Below are 26,882 nucleotides of genomic sequence, written 5' to 3'. Positions count from 1 at the left end.
GCGCCGCGCCCGCGGTCGTCCGCGCGGTCCGCCACGACCGCGCTCGCAAGCCCTCAGCGGAGCGGGCCGGCGTCCCCCTCCCCCTCCGTCACCGATAGCAGTGCGCCTCGGCGTCCGGCCCCGCCGGCTCCCGCGGCACACAGAAGGACACTGCACATGTCTGTGGACATCACTCCCGAGTTCAACCCGCTGCGGTTGAGCTTCGACCGCCGGCTGAACCGGATCGCGGGGCCGAGCGGCCTCGTCATCTTCGGCGTCACCGGCGATCTCTCCCGCAAGAAGCTCATGCCCGCGGTCTACGACCTCGCCAACCGCGGCCTGCTGCCGCCCGGCTTCGCGCTCGTCGGCTTCGCCCGGCGCGACTGGGACGACCAGGACTTCGAGAAGGTCGTGCACGACTCGGTCAAGAAGCACGCCCGGACCGAGTTCCACGAGGAGGTCTGGGCCCAGCTGGCGCAGGGCATCCGCTTCGTCCAGGGCGAGTTCGACGACCCCGAGGCCTTCAGCCGCCTGAAGACGACCGTCGACGACCTCGACCGCGAGCGCGGCACGAACGGCAACTTCGCCTTCTACCTCTCGATCCCGCCGAAGTCCTTCCCCCAGGTCACCGAGCAGCTGCGCAACTCGGGCCTCGCGGAGCAGAAGGACGGCCAGTGGCGCCGCGTCGTCATCGAGAAGCCCTTCGGCAGCGACCTGAAGACCGCGCGCGAGCTCAACTCCGTCGTCGAGTCGGTCTTCCCGCCCGACTCCGTCTTCCGGATCGACCACTACCTCGGCAAGGAGACGGTCCAGAACATCCTGGCGCTGCGCTTCGCCAACATGATGTACGAGCCGCTCTGGAACTCGAACTACGTCGACCACGTGCAGATCACGATGGCCGAGGACATCGGAGTGGGCGGCCGCGCCGGCTACTACGACGGCATCGGCGCCGCGCGCGACGTCATCCAGAACCACCTGCTCCAGCTGCTCGCCCTCACGGCGATGGAGGAGCCCATCTCGTTCGACGCCGCCGACCTGCGCGCCGAGAAGGAGAAGGTCCTCGCGGCCGTCCGCCTGCCGAAGGACCTCTCGACGGTCACCGCCCGCGGGCAGTACTCCGGCGGCTGGCAGGGCGGCGAGAAGGTGCTCGGCTTCCTCGAGGAGGACGGCATGAGCCCCACCTCGACCACCGAGACCTTCGCCGCGATGCGCCTGGACATCGGCACCCGCCGGTGGGCCGGCGTGCCGTTCTACCTGCGCGCCGGCAAGCGCCTCGGCCGTCGCGTCACCGAGATCGCCGTGGTCTTCAAGCGCGCCCCGCAGCAGCTCTTCGCCGAGAGCCAGACCACCTCGCTCGGGCAGAACGCCCTCGTGATCCGCGTGCAGCCCGACGAGGGCGTCACCATGCGCTTCGGCTCGAAGGTGCCCGGCGCGGGCATGCAGGTCCGCGACGTGACGATGGACTTCGGCTACGGCCACGCGTTCACCGAGGCCAGCCCCGAGGCCTACGAGCGCCTCATCCTCGACGTCCTCCTCGGCGAGCCGCCGCTCTTCCCGCGGCACGAGGAGGTCGAGCTGTCCTGGAAGATCCTCGACCCGATCGAGGAGTACTGGGCCACGCAGGGCCAGCCCGAGCAGTACCGCCCCGGAACCTGGGGCCCCGATTCCGCCGACGAGCTCCTCGCTCGCGACGGCCGCACCTGGAGGCGCCCGTGATCGTCGATCTGCCCGACACCACGACGAGCGAGGTCTCGAAGACCCTCGTCAAGATCCGCGAGGAGGGCGGCGCCGTCGCCCTCGGCCGCGTGCTCACCCTCATCATCGCGACCTCCCGGGGTCACGAGGAGGAGGCGATCGACGCCGCGAACGACGCGTCCCGCGAGCACCCGATGCGCGTCATCGTCGTCTCGAAGGACGACGGCCTCACCACGGTCCCGGTCGACGCCACCCCGCGCGTCGACGCGCAGATCCGGGTGGGCGGCGACGCCGGCGCGAGCGAGGTCGTCGTCCTCCGCCCCTTCGGCGACGCGGCGACGGACGAGGAGAGCCTCGTCACGGGGCTCCTGCTCCCCGACGCCCCGGTGGTCGCCTGGTGGCCGAACAGCGCTCCCGACAGCGCCTCGAAGTCGCCGATCGGCCGCATCGCCACCCGCCGGATCACCGACGCGTCCGCGCAGTCGAACCCGGCCGAGGCGCTGCACCACCTCGCCTCGACCTACGCCCCCGGCGACACCGACTTCGCCTGGACGCGCCTCACCCTCTGGCGCGCGCAGCTCGCCGCGGTCCTCGACCAGCCGCCGTACGAGCCGATCACCGCCGTGGAGGTGTCCGGTGCTCCGGACTCCCCCTCGACGATCCTGCTCGCCGCCTGGCTGCAGCTCGAGCTCGACATCCCCGTCGACCACGAGCTCACCATCAGCGCGACGGGGTCCAGCGGCATCCACGGCGTGCGCCTGTTCCGCGAGTCCGGGGTGATCGAGCTGGAGCGCTCGATCCCGAACGTCGCGACGCTGACGCAGCCCGACCAGCCCGTCCACGACATCTCCCTGCCGCGCCGGAGCCTCCGCGACTGCCTGGCCGAGGAGCTGCGCAGGCTCGACCCGGATGACCTGTACGGTGAAGTGATCTCGCGCGGTGTGGACATGCTCACCGAGAAGAACGACGCCCGCCACACGTCCTGACACCGCCACCCCCGGCCGCCGCGCCCCGATCACGGGCGCGGCGGCCGCGGAGACGGCCATCCACCGCCGGCGCCCGACCCGAAGGAGACCCCGATGACCACTGACCGCCGTGTGCTCGTCCACCGAGACAAGCAGACCCTCGCAGGCTCGGTCGCCGCCCGGTTCCTGACGAAGACGATCGACATCCTCGACGACCTGGGCACGGCGAACGTGGTCCTCACCGGCGGGACGATGGGCGCCGCGACGCTCAAGGAGATCGGCGGCTCCTCCGCCTCGGGCAACGTCGACTGGTCGCGCGTGCACTTCTGGTGGGGCGACGAGCGCTGGGTGCCCCGCGGCCACGAGGACCGCAACGACGTGCAGGCGGGCGACCTCTTCAGCCGCCTCGACGTGCCGGCCGAGAACGTGCACTCCTACCCCGCGTCCGACGAGGGCCTCGACCTCGACGGCGCCGCGGCCGCCTACGACGCGGAGCTGCGCGCGCACGCGACCGAGGGCCGCGACTACCCGCGCTTCGACATCACCTTCCTCGGTGTCGGCCCCGACGGCCACATCGCCTCGCTGTTCCCGGAGCGCTCGGCCATCCGCCACCCGCAGCCCGGTGTGCTGGCGGTCCGCAACTCCCCCAAGCCGCCGCCCGAGCGCCTGACGCTCACCCTCCCGCTGATCAACCAGTCCGACCGGATCTGGATGGTCCTCGCGGGCGCCGACAAGGCCTCCGCCCTCGGGCTGGCTCTGGCCGGCGCGAGCACGAACGAGGTGCCCGCCGCGGGCGCGTTCGGCCGCAAGCGCACCGTGTTCTTCGTCGACCAGGAGGCCGCGGCCGAGGTCCCGGAGTCGCTGATCGCGCCCAGCTACTGAGCCGCTGAGCTCTCCCTCGGATCCGCATCCGGGAACGACGAAGGGCCCGCCTCCTCGGGAGGACGGGCCCTTCGTCGTCGGTGCCGGCCGCGGGGCCGGCGATGCTCAGGAGGGGGTCGCGGTGCCGCGGCGGGCGCGCAGCTGCTGCAGCGCCTCCTCGAGGAGCTGGGCCGCCTCGGCCTCGGTGCGGCGCTCCTTCACGTACGCGAGGTGCGTCTTGTAGGGCTCCGACTTCGCCACCTGCGGCGGGTTCGCCCGGTCGCGACCGGCGGGAAGACCGGACTGCGGGGAGTCGATCACCTCGGGGATCTCGTCCTCGGGGAGGGCCGCCGAGAAGTGGCGCACCGTCTCGTTGCCGAGGGCGTCCCAGTAGGAGACCGCCACGCGCTCGGCGTGGTAGCCCCGGTCCTGCTCGCCCATGGGTCCCGCGCCGACGCGCGAACCGCGGATTGCACTGCCGCCTGATGCCATTCCGTTTACCCCTATGCTCCGGTGTCGAACTTGGTGAGGAGACCGAGCACCACGATGCAGGCCAGCCAGACGAGGCCGAGGATCACGGTGATGCGGTTCAGGTTGCGCTCCGCGACGCCCGAGGCGCCGAGGTTCGACGTGACTCCACCGCCGAACATGTCGGACAGTCCGCCGCCGCGCCCCTTGTGGAGCAGGATCAGCATGGTGAGCAGGAGGCTCGTGATGCCCAGGACGACCTGGAGCACGACCTGGAGGATGTCCACGCGGTACCTTTCGAAGTTCTGGCGCGTTGCACGCCTCGACGAGTATAACGGCGCCTGCGAACCCCCGGGGAATGCGACGCCTCGTGTCCCCCCGCGCTGTATACGCCGGCGTCTGCAGAGGGGCGGAGGGAGTGGCCTCGTCGCGGCGCCATCCCGCGCTCCTTCGGAGCGCCCGCCAGACCCGAGCCTGTCGCCGCGACGAGGCCACTCCCTCCGCCCGCGCCAGCGCGAGGCACCCACCACCGACCCCCACCACGGGGTCGAGGCGAACGACCAACCGCGCGGCGGCGAGGGCAACCGGCGATTCGCGTGCCAGCGAATCGTCGTGGACGGGCGCCGGACGCTCTGCGGGACAGGACCACCTGACCAAGCCGACTGCGCCACGCCGCGCAGGGAGCGGCGTGGACGATCGCGCGCTAGCGGAACCGATTCACCGGGACGTCGGTCGCCGGAACGACAGAAGGGGTGGGCCCGTGGGCCCACCCCTTCTGAGTCAGAGCGTCAGACGCCGACGTGGTTCCGATAGCGTGCGATCGCAGCGAATTCGTCGACCTGGAGGCTGGCGCCTCCGACGAGGGCGCCGTCGACGTCGGGCTCGCGCATGAAGCCGGCGATGTTGCCGGACTTGACGGAGCCGCCGTAGAGGATGCGGGTCTTCGCCGCGGTGTCGGCGCCGAGGATGTCGGCGACGACGTCGCGGAGGGCCTTGCAGACCTGCTGGGCCTGCTCGGGCGTCGCGGCCTGGCCGGAGCCGATGGCCCAGACCGGCTCGTACGCGACGACCAGGTCGGCGTCCGAGGGCAGGCCGGTGAGGGCCTCCTTCAGCTGCGCGACCGGCACCGCGGACGGGCCGTGCTTCTCGAGGTCCTCGGCGGTCTCGCCGACGCAGACGATCGGCGGGACGCCGTGCTTGACGGCCGCGGCCGTCTTCGCCGCGATGTCCGCGTCCGTCTCGCCGTGGAGCGTGCGACGCTCCGAGTGGCCGACGATCACGTAGTCGCAGTCGAGCTGCTTGAGGAACTGACCCGAGATCTCACCGGTGTAGGCCCCGCTGTCGAACTTCGACAGGTCCTGCGCGCCGTACTTGAGCGGCAGCTTGTCGGAGTCGACGAGGATCTGCACGGGGCGCAGGTCCGTGAACGGCGGGAACACCGCGACCTCGACGCCGTCGAAGTCGTGGTCCGCGTCCTTGAGGCTCCAGGCGAGCTTCTGCACGAAGGCGATGGCCTGGAGGTGGTCCAGGTTCATCTTCCAGTTGCCGGCGATGAGCGGGGTGCGGGATGTCACTGCCATCCGAGGACCTCCAGTCCGGGGAGGCGCTTCCCCTCGAGGAATTCGAGGCTGGCTCCGCCTCCCGTCGAGATGTGGCCGAACTGCTCGTCCTCGAAGCCGAGGGCGCGCACCGCGGCGGCCGAGTCGCCGCCGCCGACGACGCTGAGTCCGTCGACCTCGGTGAGGGCCTGGGCGACGGCCTTCGTGCCGGCCGCGAACGGCTCGAGCTCGAAGACGCCCATCGGGCCGTTCCAGAACACGGTCTTCGAGGCCGCGACGACCTCGGCGAACCGCTTCGCGGTGTCGGGCCCGATGTCGAGACCGAGGCCCTCCGCGCCGAACGCGGTGTCCTCGATCGCGTCGGCGGGCGCCGTCACGTACTCCGCGTCCGCGCCGAACTTCGACGCGACGACGACGTCCGTGGGGACGATGATCTCGACCCCGAGCTCCTTCGCCTTCGCGAGGTAGCCGAGGACGGTGTCGATCTGGTCCGCCTCGAGCAGGCTCTTGCCGACCTCGTGGCCCTGGGCCTTGAGGAAGGTGAAGAGCATGCCGCCGCCGATGAGGATCGAGTCGACCCGCGGGAGCAGGTGGTCGATCACGCCGAGCTTGTCCGAGACCTTCGAGCCGCCGAGGACGACCGTGTACGGACGCTCCGGCTTCTCGGTCAGGCGGTCCAGGACCTCGAGCTCGGCGGCGATCAGCGTTCCCGCCGCGCTGGGCAGCAGCTGCGCGAGCTCGTAGACGCTCGCCTGCTTGCGGTGCACGACGCCGAAGCCGTCCGAGACGAACGCGTCGCCGAAGGCGGCGAGCTTCTCGGCGAAGGCGCGGCGCTCGTCCGCGTCCTTGCTGGTCTCCCCCGGGTTGAAGCGGAGGTTCTCCAGCACGACGACCTGGCCGTCCTCGAGGGCGTCGACCGCGGCCGAGGCCGCCTCGCCGACGGTGTCCTCGGCGAACGACACCGGGGCGTCGAGGAGCTCGCCGAGCCGCTTCGCGACGGGCGCGAGGCTGTACTTCGAGTCGGGAGCGCCGTCGGGGCGCCCGAGGTGGCTCACGACCACGACTCGGGCACCCTCGGCGACGAGCTTCTGGAGCGTGGGCACCGACGCGCGCACGCGGCCGTCGTCCGTGATCGTTCCATCCTTCAGGGGGACGTTCAGATCGCAGCGGACGACGACGCGCGTGCCGGCGAGGGAGCCCAGTGAGTCCAGAGTGCGGAGCGTCACGGTGTCACTCGTCACGGAGTCGTGACTCAGAGCTTGCCGGCGACGAGCTCGGCGACGTCGACGAGGCGGTTGGAGTAGCCCCACTCGTTGTCGTACCAGGAGGCGACCTTGACCTGGTTGCCGATGACCTTGGTCAGGCCGGCGTCGAAGATCGAGGAGTGCGGGTCGGTGACGATGTCGCTGGAGACGATCGGGTCCTCCGTGTACTTGAGGATGCCCTCGAGGTCGCCGGCGGCAGCGGCCTTGTACGCCGCGTTGATCTCCTCGACCGTGGCCGGGTTGGTCAGCTCGACGGTGAGGTCGGTGATCGAGCCGGTCGGGACCGGGACGCGGAGCGCGTAGCCGTCGAGCTTGCCGACGAGCTCGGGGATGACGAGGCCGAGGGCCTTGGCGGCACCGGTCGACGTCGGGATGATGTTGACCGCGGCGGCGCGCGCGCGACGGAGGTCGCTGTGCGGGCCGTCCTGCAGGTTCTGGTCGGCGGTGTAGGCGTGGACCGTGGTCATGAGACCGCGCTCGATGCCGAAGTTGTCGAGGAGGACCTTGGCGAGCGGCGCGAGGCAGTTCGTGGTGCACGACGCGTTCGAGACGATGTCGTGGACCTGGGGGTCGTAGGTGCCCTCGTTGACGCCGAGGACGATGGTCGCGACGTCGTCGCCGGTGGCGGGAGCCGAGACGATGACCTTCTTGGCGCCGGCGGTGATGTGCTTGCGCGCGTCCTCCGACTTGGTGAAGCGGCCGGTCGACTCGATGACGACGTCGACGCCCAGCTCGCCCCAGGGGAGGTTCGCGGGGTCGCGCTCCTCGAGCACGATGATCGGCTTGCCGTTGACGACGATCTTGTCGCCGTCCAGCTCCACCGTGGCGTCGAGACGGCCGGTGATGGAGTCGTACTTCAGGAGGTGCGCGAGCGCCTTGTTGTCGGTGAGGTCGTTGACCGCGACGATCTCGAGGTCGCTGCCCTTGGCGAGGGCCGCACGGAGGAAGTTACGGCCGATACGGCCGAAGCCGTTGATGCCGATCTTGACGGACACAGATATCTCCTGGAGAGGAAGGGCACCTCGACGGTGCAGTGGAGGGTGTGGATCGCTGGAAGCGCGGCGTCCCGGATCGGGACCCGGGACGCCGGAATCGCTACGACAGTAGCAGGAGGCCGGAAGTGTTCTGGCGGGCCTTCTCGAAGCGCGCGGACACGTCGGCCCAGTTCACGATGTTCCAGAACGCCTTGACGTAATCGGCCTTCACGTTGACGTAGTCGAGGTAGAAGGCGTGCTCCCACATGTCCAGCAGCAGCACCGGGACGGTCGCCGCGGCGTGGTTGCTCTGGTGGTCGTAGAGCTGCTCGATGAGCAGCTTCTGGCCGAGCGAGTCCCAGGCGAGGATCGACCAGCCGGAGCCCTGGATGCCGAGGGCCGACGCGGTGAAGTGCGCCTTGAACTTGTCGAACGAGCCGAAGTTCTCGTCGATCGCCGCGGCGAGCTCGCCGGTCGGCTTGTCGCCGCCGTCGGGCGAGAGGTTGTTCCAGAACACGGTGTGGTTCACGTGTCCGGCGAGGTTGAACGCCAGGTCCTTCTGGAGCTTGTTGACGTTGGCGAGGTTGTCGCTGTCGCGAGCCTCCTGCAGCGCGGCGAGGGCGGTGTTCGCCCCGGTCACGTACGTCGCGTGGTGCTTGTCGTGGTGGAGCTCCATGATCCGTCCACTGATGTGCGGCTCGAGAGCCGAGTAGTCGTAGGGCAGTTCGGCGAGCGTGTAGTCAGCCATGTGCGATCTCCTGTTCGTGGTCGTCGACCTCAGTGATCCGCCGGGTCTCACGGCCCCTCACCGCTGTGCGGGAGGGTGTGCCGGGGTGTCCTGGGCGACCTCCCCAGTCTAGTGAGAGGCACCCCTGGCGCTCGGAGCGTTTCCGCCGTTCGACCAGGAGACACTCAGCGTTCGCTCGCCGGACGGCTGTCCGCGCCTCGTCGCCGCTCGGCTCCGGCGGGTCAGAGGTCCTGGAGCTCGGCGGGGAGGTTGGCGTCCGTGCCCGGGATGTCGAGGTCGGCCGCGCGCTTGTCGGCCATCGCGAGCAGGCGGCGGATGCGGCCGGCCACGGCGTCCTTCGTCATCGGCGGGTCGGCGTGGTGGCCGAGCTCGTCGAGGCTGGCGTCGCGGTGGGCCAGCCGGAGCCGGCCGGCGTAGCGGAGGTGCTCGGGGATGTCCTCGCCGAGGATCTCCATCGCGCGCTCGACCCGCGAGCAGGCGGCGACGGCGGCCTGCGCGGAGCGGCGGAGGTTCGCGTCGTCGAAGTTGACCAGGCGGTTGGCGGTGGCCCGGACCTCGCGGCGCTGGCGCAGCTCCTCCCAGCTCGCGACGGTGGACGTCGCCCCCATCAGCGTGAGCATCGCGCTGATGCTCTCGCCGTCGCGGACCACGACGCGGTGCACGCCGCGCACCTCGCGGGACTTGGCCTGGACGCCCAGGCGCCCCGCCGCTCCCACGATCGCCATCGCGGCCTCGTTCCCGGGGCAGACCACCTCGAGGGCGGCGGAGCGGCCGGGGTCGGTGAGCGAGCCCTGCGCGAGGAAGGCGCCGCGCCAGACGGCGGCCAGCTCCTCTCGCGTGCCCGTGGTCAGGCGGTTCGGCAGCCCGCGCACGGGCCGCCCGCGCTGGTCGAGCAGACCGGTCTGGCGGGCGAGGGTGTCGCCGCCCTCCACCACGCGGACGAGCCAGCTGGTCGTGCGGCGCGAGCCGCCGGCCGAGACGATGCTGCCCTCGCTGCGAACGCCGTAGAGCTCGGCGAGGTCGCGGCGGACACGGGTGGCCAGCGGCGCCGAGTCGAGCTCGACCTCGACCGCGAGGCGGTTGGAGATGATGTGCAGTCCTCCGGAGAAGCGGAGGATGGTCGCCAGTTCAGCGGCACGGACGGTGTTCTTGCGCGAGACGATCGCGACCAGTTCGCCCTTGACATCTGCAGTGAGGGCCACGGAGTCTTCTTTCCTTACGTCGGGTGCGCGGCGGAGCGCGCGGGGATCATTCTCGACCGAGGTCGCGGTGCGCCACATTGACGGCGACACCGGGCAGCTCGGCCAGTCGGGCCGCGACACGGCCGGCGACGGCGACCGAGCGGTGCTTGCCGCCGGTGCAGCCGATGGCGATGGTCGCGTGGCGCTTGTTCTCGCGCTGGTAGCCGTCGAGCACCGGCCGGAGGGCGCGCGAGTAGGAGTCGATGAACTCCTCCGCGCCCTGCTGGGCCAGCACGTAGTCTCTCACCTCTTCGTCGAGACCCGTGTGCGGCCGCAGCTCCGGGATCCAGTACGGGTTGGGCAGGAAGCGCGCGTCGGCGACCATGTCGGCGTCCGTCGGCAGGCCGTACTTGAAGCCGAAGCTCATCACGGTGATCTGCAGACCGGCGCGCCCGGCCTCGGCGAAGCGCTCGGTGATCGTGGTCGCGAGCTGGTGCGGATTGAGGTCCGAGGTGTCGATCACGATGTCGGCCGACTCGCGCAGCTGCGCCAGCCGGGTGCGCTCGGCGGAGATCCCGTCGAGGAGGGTGCCGCGCCCCTGCAGCGGGTGCGGGCGCCGGACCTGCTCGAACCGGCGCACGAGGGCGGCGTCGGTGGCCTCGAGGAAGACCACGCGCAGGTCGACGCCGACGCGCAGCTCCCGGACGATCTCGCCGAGGTCGGCGAAGAAGTCGCGACCGCGGACATCGACCACCGCCGCGACCTTGGGCACGGTGTCCCCCGCCCGCTGGGCGAGGTCGACCAGCGGGCGCAGCATCTGCGGCGGGAGGTTGTCGACCACGTACCAGCCGAGGTCCTCCAGCGCGTTGGCGGCGGTGGATCGTCCGGCTCCGGACATCCCGGTGACGATCAGCACGTTCTGCTGCTCGCTCTCGGTGCTCATGGGGTCTCCGTGCTCGTGTGGGGTGGTCGTGGACCCTCCGTCGTGGAGGGGCCTCCAGCCTAGGGCGTGCCCCTGGACGGAGCACCCGGCGGAGGGTGGAGCCTCAGGGATGCAGGTGGCCGTGGATCGCGGCGGCGAGCGTCGGCCCGATGCCCTTGACCTCGGCGATCTCGGCGTCCGACGCCTCGCGGAGCCGGGTGACCGAGCCGAAGTGCTTCAGCAGATCGCGGACGCGGGTGCCACCCAGCCCGGGGATCTCGGCCAGCTGCGACGAGATGTCGCGCTTGCGCCGCTGCCGCTGGTGCGTGATCGCGAAGCGGTGCGCCTCGTCCCGGATCCGCTGGAAGAGGAAGAGCGCGTCGCTGTTCCGGGGCAGGATCACCGGGAAGTCGGAGTCGGGCAGCCAGATCTCCTCGAGCCGCTTCGCGATCCCGCAGAGCGTGATCCCGGTGACGCCCGACTCGTCGAGCGCCCGCTGGGCGGCGGCGACCTGGGGCTGGCCGCCGTCGACGATGAGCAGGTTCGGCGGGTAGGAGAACTTGCGCCGCTTCGCCTCCCCCGTCTCCGGATCCACCTCGGCCGGCTCGGTCGGCTCCTTCAGGTACGCGAGGCGCCGGGTGAGCACCTGGTGCAGTGACTCCGTGTCGTCGGTCGACTCGGCGATCGTGAAGCGGCGGTACTGGTCCTTGCGGACGAGTCCGTCCTCGAAGACCACCATCGAGGCGACGATGTTGGTGCCGCTGAGGTGCGAGACGTCATAGCACTCCATCCGCAGCGGGGCCTCGGCCATCCCGAGCGCGTCGCGGATGTCCTCCAGGGCCTGCGTGCGCGCGGTGAAGTCGGCGGAGCGGCGGGTCTTGTAGAGCATCAGCGAGTGCTTGGCGTTCTGCGTCGCCGTCTCGAGCAGGGCGGCCTTGTCGCCGCGCTGCGCCGCGCGCAGGCGGACGTTCGCGCCGCGCAGGGAGCCGAGCCACTCCTCGAGCGCCTCGGAGTCCTCCGGCAGCTCGGGCACGACGACCTCGCGCGGTGGGATGTCGCCGCCCTCGTAGGCGGCCTGCAGAGCGGTGTCGACCAGCTCGGCGGTGCTCATGTCGAGCTCCTTGTCGACGACCCAGCCGCGCTCGCCGCGGATCCGCCCGCCGCGCACCCGGAACTGCTGCACCGAGGCGGCGAGCTCGTCGTGCACGATCGCGTAGAGGTCGACGTCGACGTTGTCCTTCAGGACGACGGCGCTCTTGGCGAGCACCGCGTCGAGCGCGGCGGCCTGGTCGCGCAGCTTTCCCGCGCGCTCGTACTGCATCGCCTCGGCGGCCTCGCGCATCTCGCGCTCGAGCTCGCCGATCATCTTCCGGTCGTGACTGCCCATGAAGGCGACGAAGCGGTCGACGATCTCCCGGTGCTCCGCGAAGGTGACGCGGTGCGAGCACGGGCCGCCGCAGCGGCCGATCTGCGAGGCGAAGCACGGCTTGCCGCTCTGCATCGCCCGCTTGTAGTTGGAGTCGTTGCAGGTCCTGATCGGGAACGCCTTGATCATCAGGTCGATCGTCTCGTGGATCGCCCAGATCTTCGGGTACGGGCCGAAGTAGCGCGCCCCGCGGATCTTCGCGTTGCGCGTCACCATCACCCGCGGCGCCTCGTCGCCGAGCGTCACCGCCATGTACGGATACGACTTGTCGTCGCGGAACTTGACGTTGAACGGGGGATCGAACTCGTTGATCCAGGTGAACTCGAGCTGGAGGGCCTCGACGTCGGTGCCGACGACCGTCCACTCGACGCCGGAGGCCGAGGTGACCATCCGCCGGGTGCGCTCGTGCAGGCTCGGCAGCGGCGCGAAGTAGTTGCTGAGCCGCGCGCGGAGGTTCTTGGCCTTGCCCACGTAGAGCACCCGGCCCCGGGCGTCCTTGAAGCGGTAGACGCCCGGGAGGGTCGGGATCTCGCCCGGCTTCGGCCGGAAGTCGACGGTCTGCGTCATGCCCGCGCCGCCTCCGCTCCCCCGGCCCGCCGACGACGCGCGATCCTCCGCTCCTGCCCCGTCGGTCGGAGCCGGCTCACGGGAGGATCTCGGCGAGGAAGGAGCCGGTGTGGCTCTCCTTCACCTTCGCCACGTGCTCGGGGGTGCCGATCGCGACGACCTGGCCGCCGCCGGCGCCGCCCTCGGGACCCATGTCGATCAGCCAGTCGGCCGACTTGATGACGTCGAGGTTGTGCTCGATCGTGATGACCGTGTTGCCCTTGTCGACGAGGCCGTTCAGCACCAGCAGGAGCTTGCGGACGTCCTCGAAGTGCAGACCGGTCGTCGGCTCGTCGAGCACGTAGACGCTGCGGCCGTTCGAGCGGCGCTGCAGCTCGGTGGCGAGCTTGACGCGCTGCGCCTCGCCGCCGGAGAGCGTGGTGGCGCTCTGACCGAGCCGGACGTAGCCGAGGCCGACCTCGACAAGGGTCTTCAGGAAGCGGTGGATCGCGGTGATCGGCTCGAAGAACTCGGCCGCCTCCGCGATCGGCATGTCGAGCACCTCGGCGATGTTCTTGCCCTTGTAGTGCACGGTCAGGGTGTCGCGGTTGTAGCGCGCTCCCCCGCAGACCTCGCACGCGACGTAGACGTCGGGCAGGAAGTTCATCTCGATCTTGATCGTGCCGTCGCCCGAGCAGGCCTCGCAGCGACCGCCCTTGACGTTGAAGCTGAAGCGGCCGGGCAGGTAGCCGCGGGCCTTCGCCTCGGTGGTCTCGGCGAAGAGGTTGCGGATGCGGTCGAAGACGCCGGTGTAGGTCGCCGGGTTCGAGCGCGGGGTTCGGCCGATCGGGTTCTGGTCGACGTGGACGACCTTGTCGAGGTTCTCGAGGCCGGTGACGCGGGTGTGCTTGCCCGGCACCTTGCGGGCCCCGTTGAGCTGGTTGGCGAGCACCCGGTAGAGGATGTCGTTCACCAGCGTCGACTTGCCGGAGCCCGAGACGCCGGTGACGGCGACGAACGTGCCGAGCGGGAACTCGACGTCGACCTTCCGCAGGTTGTTCGCGTTGGCGCCGACCACCTTGATGAGGCGCTTGCGGTCGATCTTGCGGCGCTTCTTCGGGATGTCGATCGAGCGGCGCCCGGCGATGTAGTCGCCCGTGAGCGAGTGCGTGTTCTCGACCAGCGACTCGTAGGAGCCCGAGTGCACGACCTGGCCGCCGTTGACGCCGGCGCCCGGTCCGATGTCGACGATCCAGTCGGCGGTGCGGATGGTGTCCTCGTCGTGCTCGACGACGATCAGCGTGTTGCCGAGGTCGCGCAGCTTGATCAGGGTGTCGATCAGGCGCCGGTTGTCGCGCTGGTGCAGGCCGATGCTCGGCTCGTCGAGGACGTAGAGCACACCGGTCAGGCCGGAGCCGATCTGGGTCGCCAGGCGGATGCGCTGCGCCTCGCCGCCCGAGAGCGAGCCGGCCGCGCGGGACAGGTTGAGGTAGTTCAGCCCGACCTCGATGAGGAAGTCGAGGCGGGCGCGGATCTCGCGGAGCACCTGCGCGGCGATCGTCGCCTCGCGCGGGGTCAGCTGGAGCTCGCTCATGAACGCCTGCGCGTCGCCGAGGCTGAGGTCGGCCACGTCGGCGATGCTCGCGCCGTGCACGAGCACGGCGAGCACCTCGGGCTTGAGGCGCGAGCCCTTGCAGACGGGGCACGCCACCTCGCGGAGGAACTCGGCCCAGCGGGAGCGCTGCACATCGGTCTCGGCCTGGACGTACTGCCGCTCGATGTAGGGCACGACGCCCTCGAAGCCGGAGGTGTAGCTCATCTCACGGCCGTAGCGGTTCTTCCACTTGACCTTGACCTCGAAGTTGTCGCCGTGGAGCACGGCCTGCTGCACCTCGGAGCTCAGGCGCTTCCACGGGGTGGTCAGCTTGAAGCCGAGGTCGCGGGAGAGGCCGTCGAGCAGCTTCTCGTAGTACTGGAAGAGGCCCTTCCCCTGGGTGGTCCAGGGGATGATGACGCCCTCGGCGATGCTGAGGTCCGGGTCGCCGAGCAGCAGCTCGTCGTCGACCGACATCCGCGTGCCGAGACCGGAGCACTCGGGGCAGGCGCCGAACGGCGCGTTGAAGGAGAAGGTGCGCGGCTCGATCTCGGTGAGCGAGATCGGGTGGTTGTTGGGGCAGGACAGCTTCTCGGAGTACGTCGTCCAGGCTCCGTCGCCCTCGCCGTCGACGAAGTTGATCTGCACGATGCCGTCGGTCAGGCGCAGGGCCGTCTCGAGCGAGTCGGTGAGGCGGCCGAGGATGTCCGGGCCGGCGACGAGGCGGTCGACGACGACGGAGATGTCGTGCTTGTACTGCTTCTTCAGCACGGGCGGCTCGCTGAGCTGGATCAGCTTCCCGTCGACCATGGCGCGCGAGTAGCCGCCCGCCGTCAGCTCCTTGAAGAGGTCGACGAACTCGCCCTTCTTCTGCGAGACGACGGGGCTGAGGATCTGGTAGCGGGTGCCGGCCTCGAGCTCCATGAGCTGGTCGGCGATCTGCTGGACGGTCTGGGCCGAGATCGGCTCGCTGCAGACCGGGCAGTGCGGGATCCCGATCCGCGCCCAGAGCAGGCGCATGTAGTCGAAGATCTCGGTGATGGTGCCGACGGTGGAGCGCGGGTTGCGGTTCGTCGACTTCTGGTCGATCGACACCGCGGGGCTGAGGCCCTCGATGAAGTCGACGTCGGGGCGGTCGACCTGCCCGAGGAACTGCCGCGCGTACGCGGAGAGCGACTCGACGTAGCGGCGCTGGCCCTCGGCGAAGATCGTGTCGAAGGCGAGAGACGACTTGCCCGAGCCCGACAGACCGGTGAAGACGACCATCGAGTCGCGCGGGATCTCGAGGTCGACGTCGCGCAGGTTGTGCACTCTGGCCCCGCTCACCACCAGCTTCGAGACCGACTCGTCCAATGAGGAGACGAAGCGGTGGAAGGAGGGTGAGGGGGTGGTGGAAGGGTCCGTAACGGCGTTCAGGATCGACACCTCGAAAGTGTAAGCGGAGCCACCGACATCGCTCGGAGCGTTCGCTGGCCGCTGATCCCGGAGCCCGCGGCTTGCGCCGGGAGCTCGCGGGCGCACCGGCGGGCCGGCCCTGCGCGATGACGACGGAGGGCCGACCCTTCCGGGCCGGCCCTGCGCGGTCAGGACAGGTGCCCGGCCTTCTCCATCTGCCGCAGCTCGCGCTTGAGCTCGGAGACCTCGTCGCGCAGTCGCGCCGCGAGCTCGAACTTCAGCTCGCCGGCGGCCTGGAGCATCTGGCCGTTGAGGTCCGCGATGATCGCCTCGAGGTCGTTGCCGCCGTTCGCGGCCAGCCCCTCACGGCGCAGGTTCGGCGTCGGGCTCTTCTTCTTCGCGTCCCGGCCGGCCAGGAGCTTCGCCGTGTCGGCTCCCTCGCGGGCGAGCGCGTCCGTGATGTCCGCGATCTTCTTCCGCAGCGGGGTCGGGTCGATGCCGTGGTCGAGGTTGTAGGCGACCTGCTTCTCGCGGCGGCGGTCGGTCTCGTCGATCGCGAGCTTCATCGAGTCGGTCATCTTGTCCGCGTACATGTGCACCTCGCCGGAGACGTTGCGGGCGGCGCGGCCGATGGTCTGGATGAGCGAGGTCGACGAGCGGAGGAAGCCCTCCTTGTCGGCGTCGAGGATCGCGACGAGCGACACCTCGGGCAGGTCGAGGCCCTCGCGGAGGAGGTTGATGCCGACGAGGACGTCGTAGACGCCCTGGCGCAGCTCGGACAGCAGCTCGACGCGGCGGAGCGTGTCGACGTCCGAGTGCAGGTAGCGCACCCGCACGCCGGCCTCCGTGAGGAAGTCGGTGAGCTCCTCCGCCATCCGCTTGGTGAGGGTCGTGACCAGCACGCGCTCGTCGCGCTCGGTCCGGAGCTTGATCTCCTCGAGCAGGTCGTCGATCTGGCCCTTCGTCGGCTTGACCACGATCTCGGGGTCGATCAGACCGGTCGGGCGGATGATCTGCTCGACGATGCCGTCGGCGATGCCCATCTCGTAGCGGCCCGGCGTCGCCGAGAGGTAGACCGTCTGGCCGACGCGGCCCTTGAACTCCTCCCACTTCAGCGGGCGGTTGTCCATCGCCGAGGGCAGCCGGAAGCCGTGCTCGACCAGGGTGCGCTTGCGCGACGCGTCGCCCTCGTACATCGCGCCGATCTGGGGCACGGTGACGTGGGACTCGTCGATGACGACGAGGAAGTCGTCGGGGAAGTAGTCGAGCAGGCAGTGCGGAGCCTCGCCGGACTCGCGCCCGTCGATGTGGCGCGAGTAGTTCTCGATGCCGGAGCAGAAGCCGATCTGCTGCATCATCTCGAGGTCGAACGTGGTGCGCATCCGCAGCCGCTGCGCCTCGAGGAGCTTGTTCTGCTTCTCCAGGTCGGCCAGGCGCACCTCGAGCTCCTCCTGGATGGTGTCGATCGCCCGGTGCATGACGTCCTGGCTCGCGACGTAGTGCGACCCGGGGAAGACGGACACCGACTCGAGCTTGCGGACGACGTCGCCCGTGAGCGGGTGGAGCGTGTAGAGCGCCTCGATCTCGTCGCCGAACATCTCGATGCGGATCGCCAGCTCCTCGTACATCGGGATGATCTCGATCGTGTCGCCGCGGACGCGGAAGGTGCCGCGGGCGAAGTCGACGTCGTTGCGGGCGTACTGCATCGAGACGAACTTGCGGATGAGGCGGTCGCGATCGACGCGCTGGCCGACCTGGAGCGCGACCATCGCCTCGAGGTACTGCTCGGGCTGGCCCAGGCCGTAGATGCAGGAGACGGTCGAGACGACGATGACGTCGCGCCGGCTGAGCAGCGAGTTGGTCGTGGAGTGCCGCAGGCGCTCGACCTCCGCGTTGACCGAGCTGTCCTTCTCGATGAAGGTGTCCGTCTGCGGGACGTAGGCCTCGGGCTGGTAGTAGTCGTAGTACGAGACGAAGTACTCGACGGCGTTGTTGGGGAAGAGCTCGCGGAACTCGTTGGCGAGCTGCGCGGCGAGCGTCTTGTTGTGCGCCAGGACGAGGGTCGGCCGCTGGACGGCCTCGACCAGCCAGGCGGTCGTCGCGGACTTGCCGGTGCCGGTGGCGCCCAGCAGGACCACATCGGTCTCACCGGCGTTGATCCGGGCGCTCAGATCGGCGATCGCTCCGGGCTGGTCACCGCTCGGCTTGTATTCGCTGATGACCTCGAAGGGGTGCACGGCACGGGTTGGCTCCATGGTCGAAGCGTAACCGCGACCACCGACATCGACGCGGCCCTGCGCCCACGGCGAACGGGGCTCGCGGAGCAGGACGTCCGTCCGGGTCAGAGCCGGGAGACCCGCAGATCCCGCAGGTGGAGCCGGTCGCCGGCGGCCATCCCGTCGGTGCGCACCCGGATCACCACCGCGACCGCCCAGTCGGGAGCGGGGATCGCGTAGGCGTCGTCGAGCCGGACGCCCGCGAAGGAGTCCCGCGCCGAGACCTCGGTCGCCGAGTACCGGTCCGCGCCGAGCCCGTCCGCTCGCCGCGCGGTCGAGAAGCCGAGGGAGATCTCGGCCGTGCCGTCGCCCTCGTAGAGCGCGTCCAGCGACGCGAGCACCCGCGCCCCCGCGGCGATCGGGACGAAGAGGTGGACGGCCCCGGAGCCCGAGCCGTCCTCGAGGACGAGCGAGCGCAGCCCCGCGACCGGCGAGTCGCCCGGCGCGACCGAGGCGCCGCCCGCGCTCGCCCAGTCGTCGGCGAGGACGGAGCGCGAGCCGTGCGGGTCGAGCACACCGCGGATCCGCTCGGCGGCGTGGAAGCGCAGCGCGGTCGACGGCAGCGCGGAGGTGTCCGAGATCGTCAGGGTGCCGTCGCCGCGCGCGAGGAACGGCAGGCGCGAGTTGCCGCCCTGGAACTGCCCGCCCCGGACCACCGCCCGCTGGCCGCCGGCACCCGAGAACTCCACCAGTCCGCGCTCGGCGTCGCCGTCGACCTCCTTGCGGGCCCGGACGAGGAACCGGCAGTCGGTGAGCGAGAGCAGCGCGCCCCAGCCGTCGAGCTCGAACCAGCCGTGGTTGTCCGGGATCTGCATCTCGAAGTGGCAGTGCGAGAAGTGGGCCTGACCGCGCGCGATGGTGACCGCGCGTCCCTGGTTCGTCGAGAAGGTGTCGAACGAGCACTGGTCGAGGAAGAACTCCTGGTCGCCGTGGATCTGGAGCGCGCTCCCGGTGTTGCTGGTCAGGTCGCAGCCCTGGAACGCGATGCGCTCCCCCGCGTCGACCGCGTCCTCGGTGGCCACCACTCCGACCCGGTTGCCCTGGAAGGAGCAGGAGCGGAACTCGAGCAGGTAGGCGTGCGAGCCGAGCTCGACCGCTGTGTCGAAGCTCCGCGCGACGACGTTCGCGAAGGAGAGGTAGGCGGGCTTGGGCCCGGGCTCGCGCAGATGCGGAGCAGCGCTCACGCCGATGCCGCTGTTCGATCCGTCGCCGATGAGCTGCAGGTTGCTCAGCACGGTCTGGTGCTGCCGCGTGTAGCCCGCGGCCGAGGTCTGCAGCACCGGGCCGACGGTCTGCAGGGCGAAGCCGGTGCCGGTGTAGCGGATCTCGCAGTGGCCGTCGATGCTCACCCGCGCATCCCAGGAGAGCGTCTCGTCGACGACGAAGCTGCCGCCCAGGGCGGTGACCACCGCGTGGTGCTCCGTCGGGTCGACCCCGTCCTCGGGCACCGCGGCGGCGGCCAGCGCGGCCTGCCACGCGGCGGTGTCCCGCGGGGCGCCTGCGGGCAGCGATTCGTCGAGGTGGTCGTGCACGTCGATGATGCGCGCGGTCCCGGCCGGACGGGTGATCACCTCGATCGGCGGGGCGTCGGTCCGGCCGGTCAGCGCTCCCGCCGCGGCTCCCGCACCCGCGCCGAGGAGGGCGCCCGCACCCGAGGCGAGCAGCAGGCGACGGGTGTCGGAGGTGGGCGGTCGTGATCCTGAAGCGCTCATGCGTCGTACCCCTCGACTCGGCGGTGGCTCTGCGGCCGCTCCACCGTAGGAGCGGGGTCTGACGGTCCTCCGCCGCGCGGTGGGCTCAGTCTGAGCGGCGGCGCAGCCGCTCCCAGAGCGCGTCGACCTGGCTCAGGGTCTCCTCGAGTGTTCCGGAGGCGTCGATGACGGCGTCGGCGAGGGCGAGGCGCTCCTCGTCGCTCGCCTGCGATCCGACGCGGGCGCGGGCCTCCGCCTCGGTCATCCCGCGCAGCGCGACGAGGCGCTCGACGCGCGTCTCCTCCGGGGCGTGGACGACGACGACCTCGTCGAACTCCGCCGCTCCGCGCGCCTCCGCGAGGAGGGGGACGTCGTAGACGACGACCGCGGACGGATCGGCGGCGGCCGCGGCGGCGAAGAGCTCCTGCGAGCGGCGCGACACCGCCGGGTGGGTGATGGCGTTGAGATCCTCGCGGGCGGAGGAGTCGGAGAAGACGATCGCGCCGAGTGCGGCGCGGTCGAGCGTGCCGTCCGCGCGCAGAGTGCCCGGGCCGAAGCGCTCGGCGATCGCGGCCAGGGCGGGCTCCCCCGGCTCGACCACCTCGCGGGCGAGCCGGTCGGCGTCGACGACGACCGCCCCGAGCTCGGCGAGGCGGCGGGCGACGGTGGACTTGCCCGAGGCGATGCCTCCGGTCAGAGCGGCGAGATGCACCCGGCAAGCCTAGCCAGCGGGTGAGCGCGATGCGGCTCCTGCGGAGGTCCGCTCGGTGGGCGATCTCGATACGCCCGCTCCGCGGGCTACTCGATCAGCATGGAAGGGCGGGCGATGCCCGCACATGCCGGTCGAGTAGCGGCGCAGCCGCGTATCGAGACCCACGCGTGCAGGCGATGCCCGCGCATGCTGGTCGAGCAGCGGCGCAGCCGCGTATCGAGACCCGCGCGGTCGAGCAGCACCGGCCGCCGTAACGCCGAACGGCCGGCCCCCGAGGGGACCGGCCGTTCGTCGTGGTGACGCCGTGGATCAGTTGTTCGAGGACAGCTTCTCGCGCAGCGCGGCGAGCGACTCGTCGTCGGCGAGGGTTCCGCCGCCGGCAGCCGACTCGGTGTTGGTGAAGCCCCCGCCGACCGAGACGCCCTCGGAGACCGTGGCGGCCTCCTCCTGCGACTTGGCGACCTGGGCCTTGTGGGCCTCCCAGCGAGCCTGAGCAGCGGCGTACTCCTGCTCCCAGGCCTCGCGCTGGGACTCGAAGCCCTCGCGCCACTCGTTGGTCTCCGGGTCGAAGCCGTCGGGGTACTTGTAGTTCCCCTGGTCGTCGTACTCGGTGGCCATGCCGTAGAGCGCCGGGTCGAACTCGGTGCCCTCGGGGTCGACGTTCTCGTTCGCCTGCTTGAGCGAGAGCGAGATGCGACGGCGGTCGAGGTCGATGTCGATGACCTTGACGAACACCTCTTCACCGACGGACACGACCTGCTCGGCGAGCTCGACGTGCTTGCCCGAGAGCTCGGAGATGTGGACGAGGCCCTCGATGCCGTCCGCGACGCGGACGAAGGCACCGAACGGGACCAGCTTCGTGACCTTGCCCGGGGCGACCTGACCGATCGCGTGGGTGCGGGCGAAGACCTGCCACGGGTCCTCCTGCGTCGCCTTGAGCGAGAGCGACACGCGCTCGCGGTCGAGGTCGACCTCGAGGATCTCGACGGTGACCTCCTGGCCCACCTCGACGACCTCGGAGGCGTGCTCGATGTGCTTCCAGGAGAGCTCGGAGACGTGGACGAGACCGTCGACGCCGCCGAGGTCGACGAACGCACCGAAGTTGACGATCGAGGACACGACGCCCTTGCGGACCTGACCCTTGTGCAGGTTGTTCAGGAACGTGGTGCGGCTCTCGGACTGCGTCTGCTCGAGCAGCGCACGGCGCGACAGGACCACGTTGTTGCGGTTCTTGTCGAGCTCGAGGATCTTCGCCTCGATCTCCTGGCCGAGGTACGGCGTGAGGTCGCGGACGCGGCGCAGCTCGATGAGCGAGGCCGGGAGGAAGCCGCGGAGGCCGATGTCGACGATGAGCCCACCCTTGACGACCTCGATGACCGAACCGGTGACGACACCGTCGGACTCCTTGATCTTCTCGACGTCGCCCCACGCGCGCTCGTACTGCGCACGCTTCTTGGAGAGGATCAGGCGACCCTCCTTGTCCTCCTTCTGCAGGACGAGGGCTTCGACGCTGTCGCCCACGTTGACGACCTCGGAGGGGTCGACGTCGTGCTTGATGGAGAGCTCACGCGAGGGGATGACGCCCTCGGTCTTGTAACCGACGTCGAGGAGGACCTCGTCGCGGTCGATCTTCACGACGGTGCCTTCGATGAGGTCTCCGTCGTTGAAGAACTTCAGAGTCTTTTCGACCGCGGCAAGAAAGTCTTCAGCAGACCCGATGTCGTTGATCGCGACCTGCTTGGTTGCCTTTTCGGTCGTTGCGGTTGTCATTAAGGGATGCTCCAGGATGGATGGGTATCGGGCGGCGGGCACCGACACGCCCTGCGGCGTGACGCGGTGGTGACCACTGCGGAGGTGATGGGGGTGCTGCGACCCGGCGGAGCTCCGACGACCGGGACCGTGGTCCTGGACCTCGTCGCGCACCTGGGCACGGCGGCGCCACGAATGTGACGTTCCAGACTATCGAACCCACCGGGGTGAGAGCAATCTCATGGGGCGTCGTTCCGCGTGTCCTGGCGGGTCCCGTCGGTCGGGACGCGACCCGCGGAGCTCAGCGACCGGCGGCGAGGCTCGCACGCAGCGTGTCGAGCCCGACTCCGCCGAGATCGAGGGCGCGGCGGTGGAACGCGGCGAGCGAGAAGTCCGCTCCCTCGCGCGCCGCCGCCTCGTCGCGCAGCTCCTCCCAGATCCGCTGGCCGATCTTGTAGGACGGCGCCTGGCCCGGCCAGCCGAGGTAGCGGTTGACCTCGAAGCGGACGAAGGCGTCGTCCATGTTCACGTTGGCGCGGAGGAAGGCGAGGGCCGACTCGGCGGTCCAGACGTCGCCGGTGCCCGGCATCCGCTTCTGCAGGTGCACGCCGATGTCGATGACCACGCGGGCCGCCCGCATCCGCTGCCCGTCGAGCATGCCCAGGCGGTCGGCCGGGTCGTCGAGGTAGCCGAACCGCTCCATCAGCCGCTCGCCGTACAGGGCCCAGCCCTCGGCGTGCCCGGAGCTGCCGGCCAGCTGGCGGCGCCAGGTGTTGAGGCTCGCGCGGTTGTGCACCGCCTGGCCCACCTGCAGGTGGTGGCCGGGAACGCCCTCGTGGTAGACCGTCGTCAGCTCGCGCCAGGTGGCGAACTCGGTCACGCCGGCGGGCACCGACCACCACATGCGGCCCGGCCGCGAGAAGTCGTCGCTCGGGCCGGTGTAGTAGATGCCGCCCTCCTGGGTCGGCGCGATGCGGCATTCGAGGCGGCGGAGCTCCTCGGGGATGTCGAAGGCGGTGCCGGCCAGCTCGCGGACGGCGCGGTCGCTGGTCTCCTGCATCCAGCGCTGCAGCGCGTCGACGCCGTGCAGGGTGCGGGTGGGGTCGGTGTCGAGGTGGGCGATCGCCTCGGCCACCGACGCGCCGGGCAGGATCTCGCGGGCGATCGCCTCCTGCTCGGCGGTCATCCGGGCGAGCTCGTCGATCCCCCACTCGTAGGTCTCGTCGAGGTCGACGACCGCGCCGAGGAAGCGGCGGGACTGCAGGGCGTAGTGCTCGCGGCCCACGGCGTCCTGCTCCGTCGCGGCCGGAGCCAGCTCGGTGCGCAGGAAGCGGGCGAGTCCCCCGTAGGCGGCGGCCGCGCGACGGGCGCCCTCCTCGAGGCGCAGCGAGAGCGACGCGGGCAGCGAGCCGGTGGCCGGGGCCGCGTCGGCGGCGAGCGCGGCGAAGAACCCGCGCGGTCCCGCGATCGTCTCGGCCTGCTCGGCCACCAGGCCGACCTGGCGGCGCGCGGGCGTCACTCCGGCGCCGATGCCGGCGCGGAGCGTCTCCGCATAGCCGGCCAGCGCAGCCGGGACGGCCAGCAGCCGCTCCGCCACGTCCTCCCAGTCGCCGACCGAGTCGGTCGGCATCAGGTCGAAGACGTCGCGCAGCTCCTGCGCGGGCGAGGCGATCACGTTGAGATCGCGCAGCGGCAGGCGCGCGTCGTGGGCCTCGAGCGACAGCCGCAGATCGGCGCCGAGATCGGCCACCGTGACGGCGTCGACCGCGTCGACCGGCACGGCGGACTCGAGCTCCGCCAGGGCGGCGGCCGTCGCCGCACGGGAGCGCTCGACACCCTCCGGGGACAGGTCGCCCAGCCGGCGGTTCGCCTCGGGCCGGCCGATCGTCGTGCCGAGGACGGGCTCGAGCTCGACGAGGGTGTCGACCCACCGCTCGGCGACGAGGTCGACGGCGGTGGGCTCGCGGGAGGTGTCGGAGGTCATGCTCTCGAGCCTAGCCAGAGGCTCGAAGCGGCCGAGCCGGGCGCGGGACGGGCGCCCGCGCCCGGCTGAGATGCCGGGGCGTCAGTGCGCCGCGACGTCCCAGTCCGAGCCGTGGCCGACCTGCACCTCGAGCGGGACGGAGAGATCGACCGCGCCGGCCATCCGGGTGCGGACGACCTCCTCGAGCACGTCCTCCTCGCCGGGAGCGACGTCGAAGATCAGCTCGTCGTGGACCTGCAGGAGCATCCGCGACTCGAGGCCCTTCTCGCCGATGTCGGCCTGGACCCCGATCATCGCGATCTTCATGATGTCGGCGGCCGAGCCCTGGATGGGCGAGTTCAGCGCGGCGCGCTCGGCGTTGTCGCGCAGCACGCGGTTGCCGCTCTGCAGGTCGGGGAACGGGCGGCGGCGGCCGAAGATCGTCTCGGTGTAGCCGGTCTCGCGGGCCTGCTCGACGACGGTGCGCAGGTAGTCGCGCACCGCGCCGAAGCGGACGAAGTAGTCGGTCATCAGCTGCTTCGCCTCGTTGCTCGAGATGCGCAGCTGCTTGGAGAGGCCGAAGGCGCTCAGGCCGTAGGCGAGTCCGTAGGACATCGCCTTGACCTTGTTGCGCATCGCGGAGGTGACGTCGGACGGCTCGACGCCGAAGATCCGGGCGCCGACGAAGCGGTGCAGGTCCTCACCGCTGTGGAAGGCCTCGATCAGACCGGCGTCGCCGGAGAGGTGCGCCATGATCCGCATCTCGATCTGCGAGTAGTCGGCGGTGATCAGGGTGCTCGCCTGCTCGCCGTGCACGAAGGCGGTGCGGATGCGGCGCCCGACCTCGCTGCGCACCGGGATGTTCTGCAGATTGGGGTCGTTCGAGGAGATGCGGCCGGTCGCCGTGCCGGTCTGGTCGTAGCTGGTGTGGATCCTGCCGTCGGCGGTGACCGACTTCTCCAGCGTCTCGATGATCTGCTTGAGCTTGGTCGCGTCGCGGTGCTCGAGCAGGAGGCCGAGGAACGGGTGCGGGTGCGACTCCTGCAGGTCGGCCAGGGCGGAGGCGTCGGTCGTGTAGCCGGTCTTGGTCGCGCGGGTGCGCGGCATCGCCAGCTCCTCGAAGAGGACCTGCTGCAGCTGCTTCGGCGAGCCGAGGTTCATCTCGTGCCCGATCTCGGCGAACGCGCGGTTCGCGAGGTCGACCGAGGTGGCGGTGAGCTCGCCGCGGAGGCGCGCGAGCACCCCGGAGTCGATCGCGACCCCGGTGAGCTCCATCGTCGCGAGCACCTGCACGATCGGCAGCTCGATGTCGACGAGCACGGAGAGCATGCCCTCCCCGAGCAGCTCGGTGAGCACGCCGACCAGGCGGTGCGCGTACCAGGCCTCGGTCGCCGGTCCGATCGGCGGGGCGGTGGGAACGAGCTGGTTCGGGTCGCCCTGGACCATCGCCTCGTCGAGGTACTGCTGCACCTGGGCGGGAAGGGTCGCGGCGTGACCCGTGGGCTGCAGGAGCCAGGCGGCGACGCGGGTGTCGAAGGCGAGGCCCGCGACGGGCAGGCCCGCGCGGCGCAGCGCCTTGATCTGCGGCTTCGCGTCGGCGAAGTGCTTCGGGGCGTCGCTCGCGAGCCACTCCTCGAGCGCCGTGTAGTCGGGCCGGCCGGCGGCCCAGGGCACGAAGGCCGACTCCGCCTCGACCGACAGGCCGATGCCCTCGAGTCCGCCCTCGCCGAGCTGCACCTGCACGGCGACCGGCACGGAGCCGCCCGCCGAGACGCGGTCGAGCCAGTGCGCCAGCTCCTCGTCGACCATGTTCCGCACCGCGGGAGCGGCCGTCACGACGGTGTCGCCGGCGAGCGCCTCGGCCGCGCCCTCGACGCCCTCGTCGGCGGCGATGGTGAGCACGCGCTCCTGGAGCGTCTTGAACTCGAGGCGGCCGAAGATCTCGCGCACGGCGTCCGGGTCGATCGGGCGACGGCCGAGGTCGTCGGGGCCGAGCGGCAGCTCGACGTCCGTGATCAGGCGGTTGAGGCGGCGGTTGCGGAGCGCGTTCTCCTTCTGCTCGCGCAGCTTCTCGCCGACGACGCCCTTGATCTCGTCGGCGTGGGCGATGATGTCGGCGACGGTGCCGTACTGGTTGACCCACTTGGCGGCCGTCTTCGGACCGACCTTGTCGACCCCGGGCAGGTTGTCGCTGGTCTCGCCGACGAGCGCGGCGATCTCGGGGTACTGGTGCGGCTCGACGCCGTACTTCTCGAAGACCTTGTCGCGGTCGTAGCGGGTGAGCTGCGAGACGCCCTGCGTGGACGGGTAGAGCAGGGTGACGTCCGGGGTGACCAGCTGGATGGTGTCGCGGTCGCCCGAGACGACCAGGACCCGGAAGCCCGCCTCGGCGCCCTGGCGCGCGAGCGTGGCCAGGATGTCGTCGGCCTCGAAGTCCTCCTTCGAGACGGTGCGGATGTTCATCGCGTGCAGCGCCTCCTCGAGGAGGGGGACCTGGCCCTTGAACTCGGGCGGGGTCTCGCCGCGGGTGCCCTTGTACTCGGGGTACTCGCGGGTGCGGAACGAGTAGCGGGAGATGTCGAAGGCGACGCCGAGGTGGGTCGGCTTCTCGTTCTTCAGCAGCAGGATCAGCATCGACAGGAAGCCGTGGATGGCGTTCGTGTGCTGGCCGGCACGGGTCTGGAAGCTGTCGACCGGGAGGGCGTAGAACGCCCGGAACGCGAGGGAATGACCGTCGATGAGCAGGAGGGTAGGCTGTTCCGGATCTGACACAGGGCAAGACTACACAGCGCCTCCGACACCGGTCCGGGCCCGCTCCCGCCCTGCGCGGAGGGCCTCCGGGAGGCCCAGCACGAGGAGCATCGTGACCGATTCCGCCCCCGCCGCCGCAGCCGCCGCCTGGACCCGCCCGCC

Annotated in this window: 19 protein-coding genes; 3 read left to right on the top strand and 16 right to left on the bottom strand. The window is 70.7% G+C overall.

Translation table 11 applies throughout. From position 1 onward, the window contains the following. Positions 1-156: 156 nt before the first annotated feature. From zwf to pgl, 3 genes are all read left to right on the top strand, one after another. A complete protein-coding gene (gene zwf / locus HQQ82_RS18545; RefSeq protein WP_173235655.1) occupies positions 157-1,695 on the top strand; it encodes a glucose-6-phosphate dehydrogenase in 1,539 nt (512 codons plus the stop codon). After that, positions 1,692-2,660, top strand: coding sequence for a glucose-6-phosphate dehydrogenase assembly protein OpcA (locus tag HQQ82_RS18540; RefSeq protein ID WP_173235653.1), 969 nt, complete (start codon positions 1,692-1,694; stop codon positions 2,658-2,660). Before zwf ends, HQQ82_RS18540 begins: the two co-directional genes overlap by 4 nt. A gap of 93 nt (positions 2,661-2,753) precedes the next feature. Further along, entirely contained in the window at positions 2,754-3,521 is a 768-nt protein-coding gene (gene pgl / locus HQQ82_RS18535) for a 6-phosphogluconolactonase (protein WP_173235651.1), read from the top strand. Positions 3,522-3,626: 105 nt separating this feature from the next. Here pgl and HQQ82_RS18530 read toward each other — a convergent pair whose 3' ends face one another. The 16 genes from HQQ82_RS18530 to polA form a co-directional block, all read right to left on the bottom strand. Next, positions 3,627-3,992, bottom strand: coding sequence for an RNA polymerase-binding protein RbpA (locus HQQ82_RS18530; RefSeq protein ID WP_123446271.1), 366 nt, complete (start codon positions 3,990-3,992; stop codon positions 3,627-3,629). Between the two features lie 11 nt (positions 3,993-4,003). Continuing rightward, positions 4,004-4,255, bottom strand: a complete 252-nt coding sequence (gene secG, locus HQQ82_RS18525) for a preprotein translocase subunit SecG (protein ID WP_123446270.1) — start codon at positions 4,253-4,255, stop codon at positions 4,004-4,006. A gap of 501 nt (positions 4,256-4,756) precedes the next feature. Further along, entirely contained in the window at positions 4,757-5,548 is a 792-nt protein-coding gene (tpiA, locus tag HQQ82_RS18520) for a triose-phosphate isomerase (RefSeq protein ID WP_173235649.1), read from the bottom strand. Continuing rightward, positions 5,539-6,753, bottom strand: a complete 1,215-nt coding sequence (gene pgk / locus HQQ82_RS18515; protein WP_173235647.1) for a phosphoglycerate kinase — start codon at positions 6,751-6,753, stop codon at positions 5,539-5,541. The genes tpiA and pgk overlap by 10 nt, the downstream gene beginning before the upstream one ends. Before the next feature lie 26 nt (positions 6,754-6,779). Continuing rightward, positions 6,780-7,787, bottom strand: coding sequence for a type I glyceraldehyde-3-phosphate dehydrogenase (gap, locus tag HQQ82_RS18510; protein WP_160089767.1), 1,008 nt, complete (start codon positions 7,785-7,787; stop codon positions 6,780-6,782). A gap of 100 nt (positions 7,788-7,887) precedes the next feature. Further along, positions 7,888-8,514, bottom strand: coding sequence for a superoxide dismutase (locus tag HQQ82_RS18505; RefSeq protein ID WP_173235645.1), 627 nt, complete (start codon positions 8,512-8,514; stop codon positions 7,888-7,890). Positions 8,515-8,735: 221 nt separating this feature from the next. Next, complete coding sequence (gene whiA, locus HQQ82_RS18500; protein ID WP_173235643.1) at positions 8,736-9,716, bottom strand: DNA-binding protein WhiA; 981 nt, start codon at positions 9,714-9,716, stop codon at positions 8,736-8,738. A 46-nt stretch (positions 9,717-9,762) separates the two neighbouring features. Then, the gene (gene rapZ / locus HQQ82_RS18495; RefSeq protein WP_160089773.1) at positions 9,763-10,638 is read right to left on the bottom strand and encodes an RNase adapter RapZ; all 876 of its coding nucleotides are present in this window, start codon (positions 10,636-10,638) and stop codon (positions 9,763-9,765) included. A gap of 103 nt (positions 10,639-10,741) precedes the next feature. Continuing rightward, entirely contained in the window at positions 10,742-12,610 is a 1,869-nt protein-coding gene (gene uvrC, locus HQQ82_RS18490) for an excinuclease ABC subunit UvrC (protein ID WP_173235641.1), read from the bottom strand. A 76-nt stretch (positions 12,611-12,686) separates the two neighbouring features. Further along, positions 12,687-15,536, bottom strand: a complete 2,850-nt coding sequence (uvrA, locus tag HQQ82_RS18485) for an excinuclease ABC subunit UvrA (RefSeq protein WP_173235897.1) — start codon at positions 15,534-15,536, stop codon at positions 12,687-12,689. A 230-nt stretch (positions 15,537-15,766) separates the two neighbouring features. Beyond that, positions 15,767-17,833 carry an excinuclease ABC subunit UvrB gene (gene uvrB, locus HQQ82_RS18480; RefSeq protein WP_173235639.1) on the bottom strand — a complete coding sequence of 689 codons (2,067 nt, stop codon included), beginning with the start codon at positions 17,831-17,833 and terminating at the stop codon, positions 15,767-15,769. An 86-nt stretch (positions 17,834-17,919) separates the two neighbouring features. Continuing rightward, the gene (locus HQQ82_RS18475) at positions 17,920-19,566 is read right to left on the bottom strand and encodes a hypothetical protein (RefSeq protein ID WP_173235637.1); all 1,647 of its coding nucleotides are present in this window, start codon (positions 19,564-19,566) and stop codon (positions 17,920-17,922) included. Positions 19,567-19,651: 85 nt separating this feature from the next. Further along, a complete protein-coding gene (coaE, locus tag HQQ82_RS18470; protein WP_173235635.1) occupies positions 19,652-20,257 on the bottom strand; it encodes a dephospho-CoA kinase in 606 nt (201 codons plus the stop codon). A gap of 309 nt (positions 20,258-20,566) precedes the next feature. Continuing rightward, positions 20,567-22,027: a 30S ribosomal protein S1 gene (rpsA, locus tag HQQ82_RS18465; protein WP_123446259.1), complete on the bottom strand. Its 1,461-nt coding sequence runs from the start codon at positions 22,025-22,027 to the stop codon at positions 20,567-20,569. Between the two features lie 280 nt (positions 22,028-22,307). Further along, a complete protein-coding gene (locus HQQ82_RS18460) occupies positions 22,308-23,990 on the bottom strand; it encodes a DUF885 domain-containing protein (protein ID WP_173235633.1) in 1,683 nt (560 codons plus the stop codon). An 81-nt stretch (positions 23,991-24,071) separates the two neighbouring features. Beyond that, positions 24,072-26,741, bottom strand: coding sequence for a DNA polymerase I (gene polA, locus HQQ82_RS18455; RefSeq protein ID WP_173235631.1), 2,670 nt, complete (start codon positions 26,739-26,741; stop codon positions 24,072-24,074). Between the last annotated feature and the right edge of the window lie 141 nt (positions 26,742-26,882).

It is taken from the genome of Rathayibacter sp. VKM Ac-2856 (genome assembly GCF_013205055.1).
Classification (GTDB): domain Bacteria; phylum Actinomycetota; class Actinomycetes; order Actinomycetales; family Microbacteriaceae; genus Rathayibacter.
The sequence above is the reverse complement of the archived record's forward strand: the minus strand, read 5'-3'. Positions and strand labels throughout refer to the sequence as shown.